The organism is Chryseobacterium sp. CH25, from assembly GCF_004119455.1.
GTDB lineage: Bacteria > Bacteroidota > Bacteroidia > Flavobacteriales > Weeksellaceae > Chryseobacterium.
The window spans coordinates 151,250-173,046 of sequence record NZ_NRQT01000004.1; the positions used below are offsets into that span (position 1 = coordinate 151,250).

General features: G+C 35.8%; 17 protein-coding genes and 3 pseudogenes. 8 read left to right on the plus strand and 12 right to left on the minus strand.

All coding sequences use genetic code 11. The features are described 5' to 3' along the window. Nucleotides 1-13: 13 nt before the first annotated feature. The 4 genes and pseudogenes from BOQ64_RS11435 to BOQ64_RS11450 all read right to left on the minus strand — a co-directional run bounded on the left by BOQ64_RS11435 (nt 14) and on the right by BOQ64_RS11450 (nt 5,331). Nucleotides 14-2,719, minus strand: coding sequence for a reprolysin-like metallopeptidase (locus BOQ64_RS11435; RefSeq protein ID WP_129055359.1), 2,706 nt, complete (start codon nt 2,717-2,719; stop codon nt 14-16). A 365-nt stretch (nt 2,720-3,084) separates the two neighbouring features. Next, the gene (locus BOQ64_RS11440; RefSeq protein ID WP_129055361.1) at nt 3,085-3,330 is read right to left on the minus strand and encodes a hypothetical protein; all 246 of its coding nucleotides are present in this window, start codon (nt 3,328-3,330) and stop codon (nt 3,085-3,087) included. A 3-nt stretch (nt 3,331-3,333) separates the two neighbouring features. Then, nucleotides 3,334-4,275 carry a hypothetical protein gene (locus BOQ64_RS11445; protein WP_129055363.1) on the minus strand — a complete coding sequence of 314 codons (942 nt, stop codon included), beginning with the start codon at nt 4,273-4,275 and terminating at the stop codon, nt 3,334-3,336. Nucleotides 4,276-4,351: 76 nt separating this feature from the next. Next, nucleotides 4,352-5,331, minus strand: a pseudogene (locus BOQ64_RS11450) (YpdA family putative bacillithiol disulfide reductase). Between the two features lie 223 nt (nt 5,332-5,554). Here BOQ64_RS11450 and BOQ64_RS11455 point away from each other — a divergent pair. Further along, nucleotides 5,555-6,199, plus strand: a complete 645-nt coding sequence (locus BOQ64_RS11455) for a hypothetical protein (RefSeq protein WP_129055364.1) — start codon at nt 5,555-5,557, stop codon at nt 6,197-6,199. Between the two features lie 92 nt (nt 6,200-6,291). Here the strand turns inward: BOQ64_RS11455 and BOQ64_RS11460 are convergent, their stop codons facing one another. From BOQ64_RS11460 to BOQ64_RS11495, 8 genes are all read right to left on the minus strand, one after another. Further along, nucleotides 6,292-7,581: a glycosyl transferase family 1 gene (locus BOQ64_RS11460; protein WP_129055366.1), complete on the minus strand. Its 1,290-nt coding sequence runs from the start codon at nt 7,579-7,581 to the stop codon at nt 6,292-6,294. A 47-nt stretch (nt 7,582-7,628) separates the two neighbouring features. Next, on the minus strand, nt 7,629-10,166 hold the full coding sequence (locus tag BOQ64_RS11465) for a YfhO family protein (RefSeq protein WP_129055368.1): 2,538 nt from the start codon (nt 10,164-10,166) through the stop codon (nt 7,629-7,631). A gap of 31 nt (nt 10,167-10,197) precedes the next feature. Beyond that, entirely contained in the window at nt 10,198-10,428 is a 231-nt protein-coding gene (locus tag BOQ64_RS11470) for a hypothetical protein (protein WP_129055370.1), read from the minus strand. 64 nt (nt 10,429-10,492) lie between these two features. Then, nucleotides 10,493-11,542, minus strand: coding sequence for a DUF6263 family protein (locus BOQ64_RS11475; RefSeq protein ID WP_129055372.1), 1,050 nt, complete (start codon nt 11,540-11,542; stop codon nt 10,493-10,495). A 33-nt stretch (nt 11,543-11,575) separates the two neighbouring features. Next, entirely contained in the window at nt 11,576-12,319 is a 744-nt protein-coding gene (gene rlmB / locus BOQ64_RS11480; RefSeq protein WP_066694653.1) for a 23S rRNA (guanosine(2251)-2'-O)-methyltransferase RlmB, read from the minus strand. 111 nt (nt 12,320-12,430) lie between these two features. After that, nucleotides 12,431-12,901, minus strand: a complete 471-nt coding sequence (locus BOQ64_RS11485) for a DinB family protein (RefSeq protein ID WP_066694648.1) — start codon at nt 12,899-12,901, stop codon at nt 12,431-12,433. Nucleotides 12,902-13,234: 333 nt separating this feature from the next. Next, the gene (locus BOQ64_RS11490) at nt 13,235-13,951 is read right to left on the minus strand and encodes a peptide-N-glycosidase F-related protein (protein WP_129055374.1); all 717 of its coding nucleotides are present in this window, start codon (nt 13,949-13,951) and stop codon (nt 13,235-13,237) included. Nucleotides 13,952-13,989: 38 nt separating this feature from the next. Next, nucleotides 13,990-14,571, minus strand: coding sequence for a PNGase F N-terminal domain-containing protein (locus BOQ64_RS11495; protein ID WP_129055376.1), 582 nt, complete (start codon nt 14,569-14,571; stop codon nt 13,990-13,992). Nucleotides 14,572-14,811: 240 nt separating this feature from the next. Between BOQ64_RS11495 and BOQ64_RS11500 the strand changes: the two genes are divergently transcribed. The 7 genes and pseudogenes from BOQ64_RS11500 (at nt 14,812) to BOQ64_RS11530 (ending at nt 21,758) form a co-directional block, all read left to right on the plus strand. Next, nucleotides 14,812-16,113 (plus strand): hypothetical protein, encoded by a 1,302-nt coding sequence (locus BOQ64_RS11500; RefSeq protein WP_129055378.1) that lies wholly within the window; start codon nt 14,812-14,814, stop codon nt 16,111-16,113. Between the two features lie 253 nt (nt 16,114-16,366). After that, nucleotides 16,367-17,371, plus strand: a complete 1,005-nt coding sequence (locus tag BOQ64_RS11505; RefSeq protein WP_129055379.1) for an AAA family ATPase — start codon at nt 16,367-16,369, stop codon at nt 17,369-17,371. After that, complete coding sequence (locus BOQ64_RS11510; protein ID WP_129055381.1) at nt 17,371-17,826, plus strand: GNAT family N-acetyltransferase; 456 nt, start codon at nt 17,371-17,373, stop codon at nt 17,824-17,826. Before BOQ64_RS11505 ends, BOQ64_RS11510 begins: the two co-directional genes overlap by 1 nt. 129 nt (nt 17,827-17,955) lie before the next feature. Beyond that, a pseudogene (locus BOQ64_RS11515) lies at nt 17,956-18,818 on the plus strand (DUF58 domain-containing protein). 52 nt (nt 18,819-18,870) lie between these two features. After that, nucleotides 18,871-19,766: pseudogene (locus BOQ64_RS11520) on the plus strand (BatD family protein). Continuing rightward, nucleotides 19,759-20,751, plus strand: coding sequence for a VWA domain-containing protein (locus tag BOQ64_RS11525; protein ID WP_129055387.1), 993 nt, complete (start codon nt 19,759-19,761; stop codon nt 20,749-20,751). Before BOQ64_RS11520 ends, BOQ64_RS11525 begins: the two are co-directional and overlap by 8 nt. Continuing rightward, on the plus strand, nt 20,751-21,758 hold the full coding sequence (locus BOQ64_RS11530; protein WP_129055389.1) for a VWA domain-containing protein: 1,008 nt from the start codon (nt 20,751-20,753) through the stop codon (nt 21,756-21,758). Before BOQ64_RS11525 ends, BOQ64_RS11530 begins: the two co-directional genes overlap by 1 nt. Nucleotides 21,759-21,797 lie beyond the last annotated feature (39 nt).

A 21,797-nucleotide genomic window follows, 5' to 3' on the forward strand; every position in this document is an offset into this window, starting at 1 on the left:
AAAAACCTGAAGATTATTTGATAATTACTTTTTTTGCCACTTTTTTACCGTCTACACTGAAGACCATAATATAGTTACCTTTTGTAAAGCTGGTAAGATCTATTCTGGTATCATTAGTGATATTGGCCTGGCTGTGTACCAGTCTTCCGGCAATATCAAAAATTTGTACCTCTGTAGAAGTATTCTTTTTCATAAGGATGTTAAACCTTCCATTGGATGGGTTTGGATAGATCTGGAATCCATCTTTCTCAAATACCTTATCATTTACAGCAAGAGTGGAGACCGGTTGTCTGGTACAAAGTTCGATGGCAGCGGCTTTTACTGTTCCAGAAGTAGTGTTTGCAGTAACGTTACTAAGTACATCTGAAGTGTGTAATGCTTTTATAAGCCAGTTTCCATTTGGATTTTGGCCATAATATCTGCTCAGATCCAGCCTTATAGGTTCTATGTGAGGATTAGTTCCAAGGTTAGAACAATTCATCAGCAGAGACTCACCTTCCTGATCAAAAGTGGCTTTCAGTGCATTGGTTCCAGAGCACTGTCCCAGCCAGAATATCTGATTACCCTGATCTGCAGGACCTTTAAGCATTAATGCTGATTCTTTGATATCAGTATAAGAAAGATCCATAATGATATTAATATCTTCAATCAAGGTTGTATTAGATACATTAATATTGATATTTGCAGGTGAACCTGGGCTGAATGCGAATGTTCCGCTGGCAGGATATTGTGTACAATTCATAGTTATATTGTAACCAATAGCAAAAGCCGGGCTGGCTGCATAGTAAATGTTTCCTACAGACTCTACAATTATAAATGCTTTTTCTGTTGGAGTAGAAGGAATGGTTATCACTTCTTGTCCATCGTTAGATGTATTGGTAACAAGAGGAGTGAAAGTATTTCCTCCGTCTGTAGAAATTAAAATATTAACAGACTGAGTGCTAATTGGAGCAGTATTGGTACCAGCTACATTCCATTGTAAGAGGTGAGATGACCCTGGCGAGTAGTTCTGGTTTAATAATAATGACGTAATTTTAAATGGTCCGGTGTTTCCATTTATACTTACGATTGCCTCGTCTGCTGCTGTTTGTCCACCTCCGGCGGCATTATCTCTTACAAGACTTATGAATTTCATATTTCTGGCAACATCAGACGTCATATTCCAAGTACTGTATAAACTTCCTTCCAAGACTTCTTTAAGAGGTGGAAAGTAACGTGTTGGACTTGATACAGGGGGATATACTCTAAAATTGGGAGTAGTAGCAGATTTGCGATCTGGAAAGGTAAAGCTTCCCGGTATTACAAATATAGGATTGGGAGGAGAGATATCAGCCTCTTCCCAGGAATATGTAAGATTGTTATTATCAGCATCACTGGCAACTGCAGTTAGTTTGAAGGCCGTTCCTTTAGGTATTGTGTAATCATTTCCAGCATTAACTGTTGGAGGATTATTAGATAGATTAACTACTGTTGCACAACTTGTTGTTTTAATATAGTTATTGATTTGGCTTATGCTATAGTGAAGAAATTGGTCACTATGTTTATCTGCCACATCATGAGTACCTGTAACACCGGGATAGCCCATAATTGTTGTGCCACTGCCTGGCTCCCTGTTAGCTCCAGTCTCAGGTAGATTAACGATAATAAGATTGGCATTTTCCGGTCTTGAAAATGTATGGTTTGCTCCAAACATATGCCCCATCTCATGAGCTGCAGCCATAGCATAGATAAAACCTTGCGGAGTAAAGCCACCAATATAAGCGAAGCCCCCGTTACATACTGACCCAATCGCTGAAGCTTTTCCTCCACCTGTTTTCTGATTGGTAAATAACATTCCCAAATCATAATTGCTGCTGCCGATAGTGTTGTCAAGAGTTGCTTTAATTTCCTGGTCTAATGTTTGAGTAGTTGTAAACGTGGAATAAGGATCTGTAGTTTTATCTAAAAATACCACCTGGTCATTATTGGCTACTAAATTCATGTGAATGGAAAGATCTCTCTCATAAACAGGATTAATATAACTCATTAGATTATTGATGACAGCTATAGAATTGGCAAGAGTACCACCATGGTATTCACTAAATTCTCCATCTGCAGATGCAGCCAGCCTATAGGTTCTGAACTTCTTATCACTGGTATTATCACTAGGGAATACTTTGGCTGCAGTACCAGAGTTTTTTTCCAGGACCTGGCATTCAAAATTGCTGATTTTTGAAAGTACTTCAGGAACTGCTGGACTAACAAGATATACTGTAGCATCTTCAGTGGCAGGCTCAATTACTGTTGGTTTCTGATCAGGAATGAATATAATTATATTTAATCCTTTCGCTGAAAGACCGAAACTGATGGTTTTCTCAGGATGATTTACAGATATCCCCCTGTAGGATTTAATGTCAGGAAACTTAACAGCCAGTTCAGGTGCCATGTTTGATGTTTCATAAATACTGTATTTTTCAAACTTTCCATCCAATCCTGGAATATCTATGGTTACAGTAGATTGGGTTGCTAATCCTGTTTTCGATACTGGAGCTGCTTGTAATACAGATTTCAGCTGATTAATATCCAGCGTGTAGACATTGGAATAATCCGCTCCGATATTCCTTTTGGAATCAATTACATTTCTCTCATTGATTTTTGTTTTTTTCCAGAAGTTCTGTGCATGCAGACCTTGGCCTCCTATGGCAGCGATGGCCAAAAGTAGATAAAAATTTTTTTTCATGTTTTTACTTTTTGGTTTTTTTTGTTATTAAAATGATAATAATTTTGCTAAAAGTATAAATTTATCTCATATGTTGGAAATATTTTATTTTATGTTAAATTATTGATTGTCATGTGTTTGTGGTTATTATTTTCGTTTTAAAACCATATTGTATTTAAAAATGAAATCTTTATTTTTTATGAATAATAAAATTTTCTTGATAAAATCATAATTATATGAAATTATAAAGCAGCCCATTTGTTGAACTGCTTTATAATTTATTTTGTAAAGACAGGAAATAATCAGAAATATGAAGCTATAAAATATTTTACAACTGAATTAGATCTATCTGTATTTATCGATTCCCATTAATATATAGGAGATCATCAATACAAAAATGATGAGTAATGAAATACCGGTGGGAAGGAGCCATACTCCAGTTTTTTTCTGGTTTTAAAATATCTGAATATTATAAGAACCAATACGCAGATACTGAATACAGCCAGGATATTTAATTCTATAAATGATTGAGGAATCTGTCCGTCTTTATATAAATAAGTATACCACACATGCCAGATTCCAGCCAGTTGTAATAAGGTGATGATGATTGGAATAATATTTATTTTTTGCATCTTCTATTTTGTGAAAACTTTATACAGTTGCCTGTTATTGACAAAATAAATTGGGCTATTGATTTTAGAAGGAATTGTTTTAAATTCCGGATGGCTGCCTGACATTATTTTGAATTTTCCCTTTTGTTCATTCATAGATATATTGATGTAATAATATCCGGCTTCTAGCATATAGGGAATAGATAAAACATAATGATTTCCGCCGCCACCCCATACCCAGGATTTATTCATCATGGTATAGTCATATTCTTCAAAAATATTTTTTGTAGCACGTGCATCTTCAAGAGACGCAAAATGTCTTTTAAATGTTGGAAGTATTCTTTTTGAAGTTGGCTGTAACAACGGATTTAGAAATTGATCCAAAGAATAAGGAACATTCAAAATGATAAATTGATCCTGTCCTGTATGTACATAAAGATCTTTATTTTTAAGCTCCTGTGTAAATGGAATTCTATCTTTCGGAATGTTATATTTAGCAGAAAAATATTTAATAAATAAGGAATCATTCATCTGACTGATTTCAGAATCTGATTTTTGAGCAAAGGTATTTTTTAGACTGTCTTCCATTCTTTTATATCTGGCAGACTCATCAATCGTTCTGATCGCCTGTTTTTTTAAAGAAATATCATGGAGAGCTTCATACTTTCCTTCTTTTTCTACAATAAAAAAGCCATTAGCATATACAAAAATACTGCTCTTAATACTGTGACTCTCACCTGTCTGGGTAGAATAGAAACTTATACTGTTCTTATGATGTGTATAAATCAGAGTAGAATCATTGAAGAAAATTTTATCTATTTCATTTATGATGGGCTGTATGGTAATGTTGGAATTAGAGGTGGCTGGAAAAACCGGAATATCTGGATGTTTATCCTGTCCTTTCTCTTCTTTACAACTTAATAGAAGAATAGAAAAGATTCCAAAAAGTAAGTATTTATTCATCATATCATTATGTTTCTATACTTGCCTCTTCATCTGTATCCTCTGCTTTTATGATTAATAGTAATATCTGTTTTTAAAATTATGGGTGTTTTGCTATATGCTTAGATAGAATAGAGTTAACAATTATACTGGCATGAACTCTGGAATTTTCAATGAACCACAGATGAGTATCTTTTCCGCCACAGACTACGCCTGCAAGATAGAGATTGTGAACATTGGTTTCCATAGTTTCAGGATTATAGAATGGGTTCAGACAATCACCATTAATTCAATTCCGGAATTTTTCAGAAATTCAAAATCAGGAAGATAGCCGGTCATCGCCAGAACAAAATCATTTTCAAGCTTATGAAGTCTGTTGTTTTCATCTTTAAAAATTACAGAATTTTCTTTTACTTCCACCATTTCAGCATTAAAATAAGCCTTAATGCTTCCTTCTGCAATTCTGTTTTCAATATCCGGCTTCACCCAATATTTTACGCTTTTTGAAATTTCGGAATGGCGGATAATCATACTAACTTCAGCCCCTTTTCTATACGTTTCAAGGGCTGCATCCACAGCTGAATTGCTGGATCCTACCACTACCACTTTCTGTCTTGCATAGGGATAAGGTTCAGTATAATAATGTTTCACCTTTGGAAGTGCCTCGCCGGGGATATTCATCAGATTAGGGATGTCATAAAATCCGGTGGCAATCACTACATTTTTGGCTTTATAATTTCCTTTCGTGGTTTCAATATCAAATACATCAAGAGCTTTGGATACTTTTAATACCTTTTCGTAAAGGCGAATATTCAGATTCTTTTGTCGGGCAATTCCCTGATAATATTCCAATGCATCTTGCCTTCCCGGTTTGGGAGCGGTGGAAATAAAAGGAGTTCCATCAATTTCCAGTTTTTCAGCTGTTGAAAAGAAACGCATATATAAAGGATAATTGTACAGTGAATTGACAATGGTTCCTTTTTCTATGATTAAATAACTTAAGTTGTTTTTCTGGGCTTCAATTGCACAGTTGATGCCAATAGGTCCTGCTCCTATGATAAGAATATCCAAAATTTCCATATTCCAAAGGTACAATCTAATTGGGAAAAAGTATTCATCAGAGGAGAGATAATAGGTATTTAGATAATAGACAGATAAATAGTAGACGGACAGATGAAAGACGGGATAGTCTGAAAAGGGAAGTCAGAAACTAGTGTTTTTAAATTGGAAATTATGATCGCACCCCGAATCCTGTATTGGCATTAGTTTTGGTGCTTTTTTATGTATTACAAAACTAAAAGATATGAAAAAACTACTCGTTGCAGTGATTGTACTTAGTTTGGCGGTGGCCTGTAAAAAAGAGGTCGGAAAGCCGGTTCCAAGCGAAATTGATACTATTACCCGCGTACAGCCAAAGGATAGTGCAACAATTGCTAAAGAGAAGATCAAAAAAGAAGGAGAGCTTAAAAAGGTAAATGATGAGGTTTTACAAGCTTTAAAAGCCAAGGATTATAAAACATTTGCTTCATTTATTCATCCTGAGAAAGGAATTAGCTTCTCCATGTATGCTTTTGTTGATCCAAAAGCAGATAAGCATTTTTCTAAAGAAGATTTTGAAAAATATCAGCCTACCAAAACATTATTTACGTGGGGAGCAATGGATGGTTCTGGTGATCCTTATAAAGCAACAATCAATGATTATCTTGGCAAATGGGTTTTCGCTGCCGATTTTACAGCATCCCAATATTCTCAGGGTAAATTTATAGGAGGTGGAAATTCTCTCAATAATCTTGAAAAAATCTATCCTAATAAAGATTTTACAGAAAACTATATCAAAGGAACTGAAGAAAAGAGTGATATGGACTGGAAAACACTTCGTATGGTATTTGAAGAATTCCAGGGGAAATATTATCTGATCGCAGTGGTCAATGATCAGTGGACAATATAAAATAGAGAAGCTGGATGTAGGAAGCAGGAAGAAGTTTTAGATATAAAATGTTATTTCATAACTTCCTTCTTCCAGCTTCAAACCTCCATTCTTTATAAAATTTCGCTTAATTGCTTTGTAAGATTTCTTCTGGAAAACTGTTCGATATGTTGAGTGTTTTCAGAAAGGGTTCCGTTTCTCCAAAGCTCAAATTTTTCAAGGATGAACTTCTTAACGGTTTCAGAATCATGATAACCGAAATGTTTTCCGGCTTGGGTTTCTTCCAGAATTTTAGCAACATCTGCCTGCTCCGGACCGAATGACAGGATCTGTTTTCCGGATGCCAGATATTCAAATATTTTTCCAGGGATAATTCCTTTGGAAGATTCATTCGGGAAGTTGGTAATCAGAAGCATTTCCGAAGTCTGCATTTCTTCAACAGCTTTGCCATGTGGCAGGTATCCAAGATTTACAATATGATCTTTCAGACTTGAATTTTCAATAGTATGAAGAATCTTATCATCAATTCTTCCAACAAATTTTAAGCTGAAATGCTTTGCAAATTCTGTATTTTCCTTTACCAGTTCATCTAATGCTTTCCAAAGATTCTCAGGGTTTCTAAGCTGCTCCAGAACTCCGATATAACTTAATACAAAGGTTGTGCTAGCCTCTTTTTGCTCTGTTCTTTCACTTGCATCACTTTCATCAAAACCGTTCGTAATACAAACAGCATTAGCCCCGGCTTTTCTGAAGTTTTCAGCATCCGTATAACTTGTTGCAAGGGTAATATCTGCTGTTTTAAACACAGCACTTTCCAATTGATGATGCTTCTTGTCTGAACTTTTGGTAAGTTTCAGATGTTTATAATAGGAGATTTCTGTCCAGGGATCACGGAAATCTGCAATCCATTTTAAATTCGGTAATTTTTCTTTTAAACCCAATCCAATCAGGTGAAGAGAGTGGGGTGGACCTGAAGTTACAATCGTATCAATATTATTTTCTTTCAGATATTTTTCTAAAAACTGAATAGAAGGCTTTACCCAGAAAACTCTTGCATCAGGAATGAAAAAATTTCCTCTTACCCATATAGAAAGCTTGGATTTCCAGCTCTGGTTTTTTCCTACATCAAATTGACCGGCTTTGAATTTTTTGTTGCTTTTATTAAGCTTTTCTGCCAGCTGATAAGGTTCCCAGATTTTTGTTCTTACAATTTCAATGTTTTCAGGAACATCCTTCATCAGAGTCTCATCTATCAATGGATAGCTTGGGTTTTCCGGAGTGTAGATAATGGGTTTCCATCCAAAATCAGGAAGATATTTTGCAAACTTCAGCCATCTTTGAACACCAGGGCCTCCCGCAGGAGGCCAGTAATAGGTGATTATCAATATTTTCTTTTGTTCCATTTTTGGTTTAAATCAATCTTTGTCATTCTGAACGAAGCGGGGTAATGTTATGCTTTCTGTTCAATTAAAGTTTCTTTTTTCTTCTTATTCATCCAGAAAATTCCAAAGGCTGCCAGTGCGATAAATAAACCGAAGCTTAAAAGAGAAATCCATTTTCCTTTTTCAATCACTTCCGGCTCAAATACCATTCTGATGTGATGACTTCCAGCAGGAACGTGTACTGCACGAAGTAAGTAATCTGCTTTAATATAAGGTACCTCTTTTTCATCAATAAGAACTTTCCATCCATGAGGATAGTATACTTCAGAGAAAACAGCCAATTGAGGAGTTTTCGAATGAGATTTAAATTCTAACTCGTTAGGTTGGTATTTTGTTAAATTGATAAATGCTGTAGAATCTGCCTGAACAGGTTTATTGTTGAAATAAGCCTTATCGGAAGATGCAATTACAGCAGTTTTTTTATTGTCGATTTCTCCGATAGATTTAATTTCTTCGTTAGGAGTATCTACAAATTTAAGATCGCTTACAAACCATGCATTTCCGTTAGCTTTAGGATTCGGAACCACCTGAGGCTGATCCGGACCTCCGAAAATCATATATTTTGCGTTCAGTAAGTTTAATATTCTTGGTGTTTTTACTGTATCAGCATTGGAGATATACTCATTCAGTACATCATCATATCTTCTCAGTTTTACTGCGTGGTAACCACCAATTGATGCTTTAAAGTAAGAGGTGTTGGTTTCGCTGGTAACACCAAGGGTTTGGTTGTAAATTCTGTAGTGAGCTTTATCCTTATCAGCAATTGTTTCTAACGTCTTATTGATATTTACATTAGATAAAATAGATTCAAGATTGGGATTTCCCTGTACCTTTTCAGCTAACAGATCTGAACTTTCCGTCTGGAAAGGATTCTCTGCAAAGATCTTGTCTACATAGTTTTCGTCATTTAAATAACGCTTGTTAACGGTCCACAGATCAAATAAGCTTACCAGACCAATTACCACTAAAGCAATGTTCGGATTAAGCTTTTTCTTTAAGCTAAAGAATAGAGCAGCAGCAGCAATTGCTACATAGATAAATGCTTTTACAGCGTCTGCTTTAAACAGTTTATATCTTTCATCCACCAGATAATCCAATAGGAAAGGTGGGAAGTAAGTTTTCTCTCCTGCTGTAGAAAAACCTAGTAATGATTTACCGAAGATTAAAAGAATTAATAGTAAACCTAATGTTCCGCCACTTACATATACCAGGATTTTCTGTTTGTATTCTTCAGTAAGTTTTTCATCCGTGAAGAATCTGTATAATCCTAAAATAGCGATGAGAGGAAATAATAATTCTACCACTACAAGGATAGAAGATGGCGCTCTGAATTTATTGTAAAACGGAACGTAATCAATAAAGAAATCAGATAACGGCATAAAATTGCTTCCCCAAGCCAGTAAGATGGTCAGAACAGAAGCTCCTAAAATCCAGTATCGGTATTTTTTCCATGCAAAGAAGAATCCTAACAGTGCAAGGAAGCATACGATAGCACCCTGATATGCAGGTCCTGAAGTTCCAGGCTGGTCTCCCCAATAGGTCATTCCGCTGAAACCTTTTGAAATTCTGTCCATTTCAGCCTGTGATCCTACATTTTCCTGAACAAGCTCTTGTACCTTATTCATCATTTCTTTAGCTTCCGGTTCCTGGCTTCCACCACCCATTAATCTTGGGATGAAAAGGTTTAAAGTTTCCAGCTGTCCGTAGCTCCACATCAGCATACTTTCTTTATCCATTCCGGATTTTCCTGAAGTATGGCTATCATTGGTTAAAATCTGTTTTCCACGAACGGTTTCCTTTACATATTCAGAATTGGCCATAATTCTTTGGGAATTCATTCCAACTCCAATAATGCAAGATGCTGCGATGATTCCTGAGGAAATCAGGAAATGTTTCATCGGAGTCTTTTTCTGGATCGCTCTGATTAGCTCGGAAAGGAATAAAAATCCTAAAGCCAGAAACAGATAGTAAGTCATCTGCGGGTGGTTCGCTGCAATCTGAAGTCCCATAAACAGGGTAGTAACAATGAATCCCCAGATGTATTGTTTTCTGATATAAACCAGTAAAATTCCGGCTAAAAGCGGTGCAAAATATTCAATGGTATTTACTTTTCCATTGTGTCCTGCAGCAATAATGATGTAAAAATAAGTGGAAAGTCCAAAGAAGGTGGCGCCCAGTAAGGCGTACTTCCAGTTTCTTACCACTACCATTCCCAAAAGGAAAAAACCTGCAAAAAGCAGGAAGAGATAATTAACCGGTCTTGGCAGGAAATTCAGGTTACTGTCGATCTTCTTAATGATGTCGCCTTTAAACTGGCTACCCATCTGGTAAGTCGGCATTCCCCCGAACATGGAGTCACTCCAATAGGTTTCATTTCCTGTGTTAGCTCTATAGTCTAGAAGTTCTTTTGCTCCTCCTCTGTACTGCACAATATCATGCTGGAAAAGCTGTTTTCCTGAAAATACAGGAGTGGAATATAAAAATGCTAAAACTATAAATACTACTAATGAAACTGCAATATAAATTAAGTTTTTATTTTTTGCCATGCTGGTTATTATCTTTTATTTCTTGGATTTTTTACCTTTTGTCATTACTCTCTTTTACCTCTTCATAGTCTACGGTTTCCGCATCCCATTTAAGGTCTTTTTTGTTATTCTTATTCGAGTTGTGAATGTCTTCCCTGGAATTATTTTGCGGTTGGTTATTAAACCTGTAGCTGTAAAATGTCTTAAAGAAAATTCTTTTCAGAATATTCCAGACAAAGAAAATAATAATGGCAGACAGTACTAACTCAAGAATGTACTTCATAATAAATTGATTTAAGGTTTAAAGGGTAAAAGTCAAGTTTGATTTTTACCCTTTTAAGCTTTAATTATTTTGCAGAAGGATTTACCATTACAGAAGAATTGGAAACACTTTTCATAGATTGAGACTGTTTTCCGTCTGAAATGGATTCTACCTGCGTAGTTTTTACATTGATGTTCTGATTGATGATCCATCCTGTATTTTCATCAAACTTGATGGTTCCGTTCTGAGCAAGTTCACTGCTCATGCTGTGGGTGATAGGTCCCTGAGCTTTCTTTTCAGTTTTCTTAGGAATCCCCCCAGCTACAGCAATTTCAGCAATACCATTTCCTAAGCTTTTTAGAACATAGTTTGAAGTTACTTTGATGGTTCCGCTTGGATCTGCATTTTCAGAAGTTGACCATTTTTCACCTACTTTTACTCCTTTTTTAGGAATAATAGAAAGGTTTTTATTGAACTGATCTTTCAGTACTTTCTCATTAAAAGATTCTTTAAGGCTTGCTACAACGCTTGATCTTTCATTAGCGTCTTTAATTAATGTTGAAAGAGCTGTTGACACTTTAGTATAAACAGCATCAAAACCTGTAATGGAGATTACATTTCCTTTGGTATCCATCTTCATATCAAGCTTGTTGCTGGTAAGCGCTTTGTTGATATTCCAGATCATTTTAAGGTCATCTTCTTTAGGAAGAGCCTGCTTAGTATCTACTACAACCGTTTTACCCTGTGCAGACTGAGAGCTTCTCTTAGAAACAAGATTAAGTGTCATTTCGTAAACGTTTCCTTTGATATCATTTACGGTGAAGTTCATTTCATCTGTAGATTCTGAAGTAGCCGTGATGGATTTTCCCTGAGGATCAGTCATCGTTTTTACATCTCTCTGGTAAGTCGTAAGAGGATATGTTTTTCCTTTTTCAAGCTTGAAAGTCTGAGTAACAATTCCAGCAGAGTCTCTGATCGCTGGGTTTTCTGCCACCTTTGCAACAGAATCAGCAGGAACTTCTACGGTAACTGTTTTTCCTGTTTTAGGATCCACTTTCGTGATTTTTGCGGTCTCTTTTTTACAAGATACAAGAGCTATAGATGATAATAGCGCTATTGCTGCTATGTTTTTCATTTTTAATTTTTTTAAGTGTTGTGTGTTATCGAATTAATTTATTTTCAAACTCTTCTGTCTCACTGCTTCATAAAGGATTGCTCCACATGCTACGGAAACATTCAGAGATTGAGTTTTTCCTTCAATAGGAAGTTTAATTTTTTCATCAGAATGATGCAGTACTTCTTTAGAAATACCTGTTTCCTCATTTCCCATAACAATAGCGCATGGTTCTGTGAAGTCTACATCATAGATCAGTTTCTGAGCTTTTTCAGATGCTGAAAATACAGTAATTCCACTCTGTTGAAGGAAATCTACTGCATGAGCAAGATTGTTTTCCTTACAGATTTTAATATTATAAATTGCACCTGCAGATGTTTTGATGGCGTCAGAATTGATAGGTGCTGCCCCTTTTTCAGGAATAATCACAGCATCAATCCCTACACACTCTGCCGTTCTGCAGATCGCTCCAAAGTTTCTTACGTCTGTAAGTCTGTCCAGAATTAATAGGAAAGGAGTTTTACCTTCCTCAAATAATTGTGGAACAAGATCCTCCACTTTATGAAACGGAACATCCGAAATAAAAGCAACCACACCCTGGTGGTTTTTTCTTGTAAAACGGTTCAGTTTTTCAACCGGAACATAATTGGGACGGATTTTATTTTTCGCTAAAATTGCTTTTAGTTCAGCATAAATAGGACCCTGAAGTGCATTCTGCACAAAGATCTTGTCAATCGTTTTTCCCGCTTCAATTGCTTCAATCACGGGACGCAGCCCGAAAATAAAATCGTCTTTCATTGATTTGTATAAAATTTTTATGTTTAAGGTTATCGGGGTTCGGGATTGGAAGGTTCGTGGTTTGTGTGGACTACAAACTTCCAGCCTCCTTTCTTCCAGCTTCCTATTATATTAATATTTTTCTCCTAAAATTGCTCTTTTCTGCGCCATTACATACCCATAATGCAGGCTTTCGTGCATATTGTTAAAGATAATGGCATCCTGAATGCTCTTCAGATCCATCCCGAAACTTGTAGTATAAGGAGTGTAATCTGAAAAGAAATCACTGTCATAATCTTTCATTAAAATTTTTGAGGTTTCTGTGAGTAAAAACTCCAGATCTTCAACCTCTGATTTTTGGACATTTAAGTTGGGTAAGGTTCCTTTTTTATAAGTTTCAACCCAATATTTATCAATACGGAATGGATTTCCGCTTAAATAATAATGCAGAAGCTGCTGAGTAGCAACGGTGTGGGCAATATTCCAGTAAATATTATTGTTGAAGCCATCAGGAATCAGCAGAAGATCCTCATGAGAAGTGTTCTGCAGGATATCTAAAAGGTTTCTTCTTACCTGTCTGTGTGCTTGAAAATGATAATTCATTTTGCAGAAATTTTAATCACCAAAAATAGTTTAATAAACTGAAAATGACAATTTTTTGGGTAAAGGATTAAAGTAAAAGTTCTATAATGCCGGAAAAAGACATTATTTATTATTTTCCTTTTAAGGGAAAATTCGACGGGATCATAATAGGTTTTAGAAAATTTAACGTCTCCTTTTTAGATATTTATCAATTTTTATGAAGCTAAAAACCCTCCAGTGATTTTTGTCAGAGGAGGGTTTTTTATTATTTCATTAACTGTTTTTTATGAGTTATTTTATCTTTTTCAAAGAGAACCATAAAAAGCAGCTGATTTTTGTTCTGATTGAAATGAACTATTTTTTGATGATTTTATGTTTGAAAGTAGTTCCGTCTTTCAAAACAATGTTTAAAAAATAGACTCCTGTGCTGTATGAAGAAAGATCGATCCTGTTTTCTTTGTAAACTTCAGTTAATTTTCTTCCATCCATACTGAAAAGAGTCATAGATGCCGCATCCTCTTTTGATTTTATATTAACAAAATCGGTAGTAGGATTGGGGTAGATATTCACATCTATGGTTTTTACATCCTTTACATTTAAAGAAGCATTGCTCTTCCCCTGCATATAAACAGACAGGTAAACTTCCCCTTGTTGTCCGTTAAAAACGGCAGTAGGAATGGTATGTTTTAAAGTATGGTTTCCTGCAGTCATAGAAGGTAAAGTAAACCCACGAATAGGAACTGAATTGCCTGGGCACCAGTTGTTCCATGAAGTCCATTGCGCAAATGTTGCCGGAGCACTTTGGTAGATTCCGTTACCTTGTGTGTTGTATACTCTGTAAGGTTCACATGAAATTCCTCCCGGAGTGTAGGTGAGAACCTGTACATCATCTACATAAGTGAAATTTTGTCTTCTGATATATTCTTCACCACCTGAATTAGCTCCATGGGGAGTAGAGATTACAAAAAAATTAGCATTGGTAACAGCAGTAGGAAGGTTGAACGTAACCAGCCTTACCGTTTCTCCCGGAGCATCAGTACTGTTATAGTTATTAAGCTTATTATAACTCAATATAGGAACCAGAGTGTTATAATCAGTAGGAGTAGCCCCTACATCTGTTGAGAAAAAAGTAAGGTTACCCGAAAAAACATCAATTCTGCCTGTACATCCTGCAACCTGGGTCTGTGCAGCATAAGGAACACCAAAACATCAAGTTCCATATACATATCATATGTGTTTCTCAGTTCGGTATTATGAAAAACACTATACAGATTGCTGACGTCATAAGTATAGGGAACTTCTATAGGAGAACGGTTTTTGTTCATGAACGGAGTAATGTATCGTGCTGCTTCAATTCTTTTTACATTAGGGTCGTCCAGAGTATAAGTTGACTGGTTTTTAGGAACAAGTGCCAGAAATACTTCTCCAAGGCGGTCGTAATTATCACACAGAGCACCAATGGTTACTCTCATGGCGATTTTAGCTTTAAAGGAATCCATTTCTGTGTCTGTAAGCTTTCTCGCATATCTGGTATTTCCCAATCTGATCAGGCCGGTAGGTACCGGATTGGTTACAGTAGCAGCATAGCCGTCATAATATACAGCATCTGAAATCAGATTTGTCATGGTTGTTGTCTGTGATTGGAAGAGACCTGCGAGGAACAGACTTGCAAAAAATAGTCTTTTATACATATCATTGATATTTCATGTAAATATATTAAAATATGTATTAAAAATAATGTTTATTTGATTTTGTTTTTAAGTTAATGATTGTTTTGTTGTTAAATGTTTAAATATTTTAATTGAATGATGGGATTTATGCTTAAAGTATTCATCATGGTTAATAGATATGATTGAATAATTTTTTTTTATTACAAGAATCAATATTTTATTATTAAATTAGCATTGTATTCAATAGTAATATTATTAATAATGAAAAGAATTTTACTTTTAGCTTTGTTCTTTGTAGTGTTTGTAGTTAATGCTCAGATCAATATCAATATCGGGAGTGCAAATGTGGGAACTGCACCGGTGAGCAGCTTTTTTTCCTATTCCTATGTTCAGCAGATTTATCCCAAGCAGGAAGTGAATGCCACTGCTGCCGGAAATATAACAGGTTTAACCTTTTATGTAGATCCTTCCGCAACCATTAATGACTCATCCAACTGGACAGTTTATCTTGGGCACACTCCAAAACTTTCTTTTACATCCGGTACAGACTGGGTTCCTGCTGCTCAGCTGACTCAGGTGTTTTCAGGTACCGTTAGTAAAAATGGGAATAAAGTTGAAGTAGCGTTTACAAATCCCTTCGCTTATAATAATACAGATAATCTAGTTATTGCTGCCAAAGAAAATTCGCCAAGCATTGATATTAACAATTTTGATGAGGTTTTTCGTGTTTATCCTTATTTACAGAACTCCACTCTTATTTATAAAGGTGATCGTAATGTTGTTGACCCTGCCTCTCCACCAGGAGGAATAAGAGTAGATTATAAATCTGCAGTAACTATTTTGGGTTTAACAGCTAATCTTACTCCAGGTTGTCCTTTTGTGATTTCTCCTGCCAATAATGCACAATTTATTACTTTGTCACCTAGTATTAGTTGGCAATCTGTTATGGGAGCAACTTCTTATAAAATATCTTTGGGAACAACACCTGGCGGAACAGATGTTATCAACCATCAGACTGTAAATGGTGTGAGTTATAACCTTTCACCATCTATTGTTCTTAATAATGATACTAATTATTATTTTAAAGTAACTGCTGTATCTGCTAATGGTGAGTCTTCTGGTTGTGCTGAGTATACTTTTAAAACAATTCCTCCCATACCTGCAAATGATGCATGTTCCGGAGCATTACAGGTTTCTGCTTTTCCTTATGCTTATACACAGGCTGATGGAATGTCTTCCACTAATAACAACGGGTTCATATTAGCATGTGCTAATGATGGAATGAATGATGGTTTATGGTTTAAATTTACAGGAGACGGAAGTCAGTACACTATTAAGACAACTCCTTCTGCGGCAACATTTGATCCTAAAATAGGAGTATATAGTGGAACTTGTGCTAATTTGGTATGTGTAGGTACACAGGATAATGGAGGCGGAGGTTCTGCTGAAACAATGACCGTTACAACAACTGCAGGAACAGAATACTACATCAATGTAGGATCTTATGAAGATTCAGTAGATAAGCCGGAGGGTGCATTTACAATTAATATTACAAAACTATAGTTTCTCTGGTTTTCACTTTAATAAAAATATAAATTGATAAAAAGTGTTGTGGCGATTCTTGGTCACAACACTTTTTATAATGAGTTGAATGATAATGGGAAAGCTTGGAATATAATGACAGTATTATTTATTGTAAAGTTTAAAGGCTTGTTAAACTCGGAATATTTAACAAACTTTAACTCAAATATGGCATTCATTATGTTGATTAATGCAAGTATTTATCAGAAATTTACCACTTATTTTAAATCAAGCTATGTCAGATACATATCAAGCCGAGGATATCCGTCAGTTGACGGAAAAAGTAAAAGAAAAAAACTACTTATTTTCTCTTCTGAGACAGGAAATCAACAAGGTGATTATTGGGCAGGAATACATGGTAGACCGTCTGTTAGTCGGGCTTTTAGGAAATGGTCACGTTCTTCTTGAAGGAGTTCCAGGATTGGCCAAAACCTTAGCGATCAAAACCCTGGCAGATGCTGTTCATGGTGAGTTCTCAAGAATTCAGTTTACACCGGATTTACTTCCTGCAGACGTTGTGGGAACTATGATTTATAATATCAAAGACAATGATTTTTCCATAAAAAAAGGGCCGGTATTCGCAAATTTTGTTCTTGCGGATGAGATTAACCGTGCTCCTGCAAAAGTGCAGTCAGCTCTGTTAGAGGTGATGCAGGAAAAACAGGTGACCATTGGTGATGAAACAATGAAGCTTCCAAAACCATTTTTGGTACTGGCTACTCAGAACCCAATTGATCAGGAAGGAACCTATTTGTTACCCGAAGCACAAAGTGACCGTTTTATGTTGAAATGTACCATTGATTATCCAGCTTTTGAAGATGAAAGACAGGTAATGAGAATGGTTTCCACTTCTCATCAGCCAACGGTAAAACCTGTGATCTCCCTTCAGGATATTATTGATGCAAAAGAGATCATCAATCAGATCTATCTGGATGAAAAAATAGAAAAGTATATTCTGGATATGGTTTTTGCAACCCGTTATCCTGAGAATTACGGGTTATCTGAGCTTAAAAACTATATCAGTTTTGGGGCTTCTCCAAGAGCATCCATCAACCTTGCTATTGCTTCAAGAGCCTATGCATTCTTAAAAGGAAGAGCGTTTGTGATTCCTGAAGATGTAAAAGCATTGGCCAAAGATGTATTGAGACACAGAATGGGCTTAACCTTTGAAGCTGAAGCAGAAGAAATTTCAACAGAAGAGATCATTAACAGAATTTTAGCAAAAATCCAGGCACCATAATGAGTGACGTTATAATCAGAAAAGCAGTTCAGGAAGATTGCAGTTCCATGCTGGAATTAATTAGAGAACTGGCAGAATACGAAAAAGCATTACATGAAGTAACCGTAACTCTGGATGAGTTTACAGAAGACGGTTTTGGAAAATCTCCGGTTTGGGGAGCCTTTGTAGCAGAACTGAATGGAGAAGTTGTGGGGATTTCATTATACTATGACCGATATTCAACCTGGAAAGGAAGAAGACTATATCTTGAAGATTTAGTAGTCACAGAAAAGATGAGAGGAAAACAGATCGGAAAACTTCTGTTTGATGCTACAGTAGAATATGGGAAATCCAATGCATACAGCGGAATGGTTTTCCAGGTATTAAATTGGAATGAACCCGCCATCAATTTTTATAAAAAATACAGTCCAAAGTTTGATGACGAATGGTTGAATGTTTCTATTGAGTTTAAGTAATAATCAGAAAAAGTGAATTAGAGGCAATAATCATATATTTAGAAGTATATAGAAAATCCCGAAACTCACACCTCGAATCCCGATAAACCTTAAACCCAAAACTTTCAACTTTAAACATAAAAACCCTCTATGCAGATAAAAGATATTGTAAAAAAGTAAAGCAGATAGAAATCCGTACCAGAAAAAAGACGGAGGCTGCTTTAATGGGGCAATATCACAGTGCCTTTAAAGGGCAGGGGATGACTTTCTCAGAAGTTCGTCCGTACCAGTTTGGTGATGAGATCAGAAGAATAGACTGGAATAAAACCGCACGTTTCCGTGAACCATTTGTAAAGGTGATGGAAGAAGAAAGGGAGCTGACCATGATGCTTGTGGTAGATATCTCTGCCTCTATGGATTATGGAACAAAAGCCCAGCTGAAAAGAGAGTATGTTGCAGAAATTGCTGCCAGTCTGGGATTTTCAGCAGCCGGAAATAATGATAAAGTAGGATTAATTCTATTTGCAGATAAAGTATATAAAGTAATTCCGCCTCAAAAAGGAAGAAAGCATATCCTTTCTATCATCAGCAACATTCTTACAGCAGACTATGTTTCTGCTGAATCTAAAATAGACAAAGCGCTGGAATATATGATGGGGATTTTTAAAAGGAAATCTCTGGTATTTTTATTTTCAGATTTTCAGGATGCATATGATTCTAAAATGCTGAGAGTAGCATCAAAAAAACATCAGCTTTTAGGAATGAGGATCTATGATGAAAAAGACAATGAAATTCCTGATGTAGGATATACATTGCTTTATGATGCTGAAACAGGAAAAGAAATATGGGCAAACACTTCCAGTGCAAGATGGAGATATACCTTTGCGGAAGCTCAGAAACAGAAATTAAGAGCGTTGGAAGATGATTTCGCCAACAGTTCGGCTAGTTTTATGAATGTAAATACCGGTTCGGATTATTCAAAATTGTTGTATAATTATTTTCAGAAAAAATAACAGCGGGTTTTCCCGTCAATAAAACATCAGGCTTTAGCCTTTATATTTAACATTGAAAAAAATATTTTTAATACTATCTTTTCTAGTCTGTGCAAATGCTTTTTCACAGATACTATCTTCCAATGTAGAAAAGAAAACCATTGCTCTGGGAGAAACCAATCACCTTGTTATAAAGATTGATAATCTGCATGATGAGCAGGTAAGCTCTGCAGCCAAAAATGAATTACTGCCTTTCCACTTTGAAGAAACCAAAGACAGTATTGGTCAAAATGCCAATTCATATGAAAGAAAGATAGAATTTGCTGTTTTTGAAGAAGGAAAATTTACCATTCCCGAACTGGAATTTAAAGTAGGAGATAGGATATTGAAAACCATTCCTTATGAAATAGATGTCATTAATACGGCTCAGAAAGCAGACCAGATCAATGACATCATGAAAATAAGGAGGTGAAGCTTGAAACCAAGGATTATTGGGAAATGTATAAGTTTTATATTCTGGCAGCCTTAGCAGTTATTGCTCTCATTATTGCCATCATTATGATTGTAAAATGGGGCAGAAAAGCGAAAAGTTCTCCGGTGGTTGCTACTAATCAGACTTTGAAGGAATTGGATTCCCTTAAAAAGAAAAAATATATTGAAGGCGGTAATTTCCGTTCATTCTATGTGGAACTGATCGAAATCTCAAGGAATTTTATTGCCAAACAATACCATCTTCCGGCAGATGTTCTTTTAACAGATGACCTTATTGATGTGATGAAGAAAAATAATACCATTTCTCAGGATAATGAGAAAATAGTAGAAGAAGTATTCTTAAGAGGTGATTTGGTGAAATTTGCTAAAACATTTCCGGATCAGGCAATGATGGAAAAAGACTTCGCAGACATCAGAGACTTTGTGAAAAGATCTTCCAAAGATTTAGAATTCGAAAACTTAAGAAAGGATGCCTGATTTTGAATTTTACAGTCCGTGGTTTTTGCTGCTTTTTCTGCTGTTTATTCCTCTTATCATAAAAGATGCAGGTAAAAAGAAAAGAAAAGGTATAAAAGTTCCTACCATAAAAAATATGGAGACGGGTGGTGGTATACAAGGTGTTCTTTTCTTATTGAAAATATCAAAGTATATCATTCTTTCGGCACTTATTATTGCTATGGCAAGGCCGAGAACTTTTACAATTTCGCAAGATAGAGATGATACTAAAGGAGTGGATATTATGCTGTCTATTGATGTTTCACTCAGTATGCTGGCAAAAGATTTAAATCCTGACCGTATCACAGCTCTTAAAGATATTGCCGTTAAGTTTGTTCAGAAACGTCCGAATGACAGGATAGGAGTGGTAGCATATGCTGCGGAAGCATTTACTAAAGTTCCTGTTACTTCAGACCATCAGGTGGTGATTGATGAGATTAAAAATCTTAATTCTACAGGGCTTGAGCCAGGAACAGCTATTGGAGAAGGACTTTCTGTAGCAGTTAATCATTTAATTAAAAGTAAAGCCAAAAGCAAGGTGATCATTTTGATGACAGATGGGGTAAGCAATATTGAAAATGCAATTCCCCCACAACTTGCTGCAGAACTTGCAAAAAATAATAATATAAAGGTATATACCATTGGAATTGGAACAAACGGCTATGCGCTGATGCCAACAGCTGTGGATTTTTTCGGAGATCTTATTTTTACCGAAGCTGAGGTAACTATTGATGAAAATACATTGAGAGAAATTGCTCAGACGACAGGCGGAAAATATTTCAGAGCCACTTCCAACAGCAGTCTTGAAGAAGTATACGATGAGATCAATCAACTGGAAAAATCTGATGTAAAAGTATCCAAGCTGTATAATTATGATGAATATTTCAAGATCTTTCTATGGATAGCTCTGGCGATGTTGGTACTGGATGCATTATTGAGATGGGTGTTTTATAAAATTTTAAGCTGATGAGTTGGTCTTTAGGAAATTATTGGTATTTATTTTTACTGTTGCTGTTGCCGCTGTTAGCTTTCTTTTTTGTCCGTTTTTTAAAATGGAGAAAGAGAAAAAGAGAAATCTTTGCAGCCAGCCAGTTTCATGATAATTTATTCGAAAAAAATTCAGGATTTACAAAATTCTTTCCTGCATTGTATTTATTGGGAACACTATTCCTGATATTTTCAATTATTGATCTTCTGAATGGTTCTGAAGAAGTTAAAAGCAATCAGAGATTGAATAACGTAATCTTTATGCTGGATGTTTCCAACTCTATGAACGCTGAAGATATTGAGCCGAGCCGTCTTACGGAAGCTAAAAATCTGATGATGCAGACCATGTCAAAAATGAAGAACGATAAAATTGGAATTGTCATTTTTGCAGGTCAGGCCATATCTATTATGCCTTTAACAACAGATTATAATTCTGCAGAAACTTATATTGGTGCCATTGAAACCAATTCTATGAAGATTCAGGGAACAGACTTCCTGAAAGGTATGCAGGCAGCTACAGAGAAATTTAAAAATGTAAGCAAAGGATCCCGAAAAATTATATTGCTAAGTGATGGTGAGGATAATGAAGGGAATGACAATGCTGCTATAAGACTTGCTAATAAAGAAGGAATTACTATTACCTCTGTAGGAATAGGAACAGACGAAGGTGCTCCGGTTCCGGTATATAATGAAGGTCAGCTGATGGGGTATAAAACAGATGTTAATGGAAGTACCGTTATTTCTAAAAGACAGACCGAAGCCTTAAATAAAATGGCAGGTTCTACAGGGGGAACATACATTGACGGAAATAATATCAATGAAGCTCCGGACAGGATTATTGATGCCATTAATAAAAAGTCTTCAGGATCGGAAACGCTAGTGAAATCGCAGAATGCGAACCATTATTATCAATATTTTTTAGCCGTATCTATTCTCTTTTTCTTTTTAATTTATATTTTTAATCCCAAAAATGATTTTAATCTGTAAATTTCCTTTATTTATAGAAGAAAATCTATGGGTACTTTA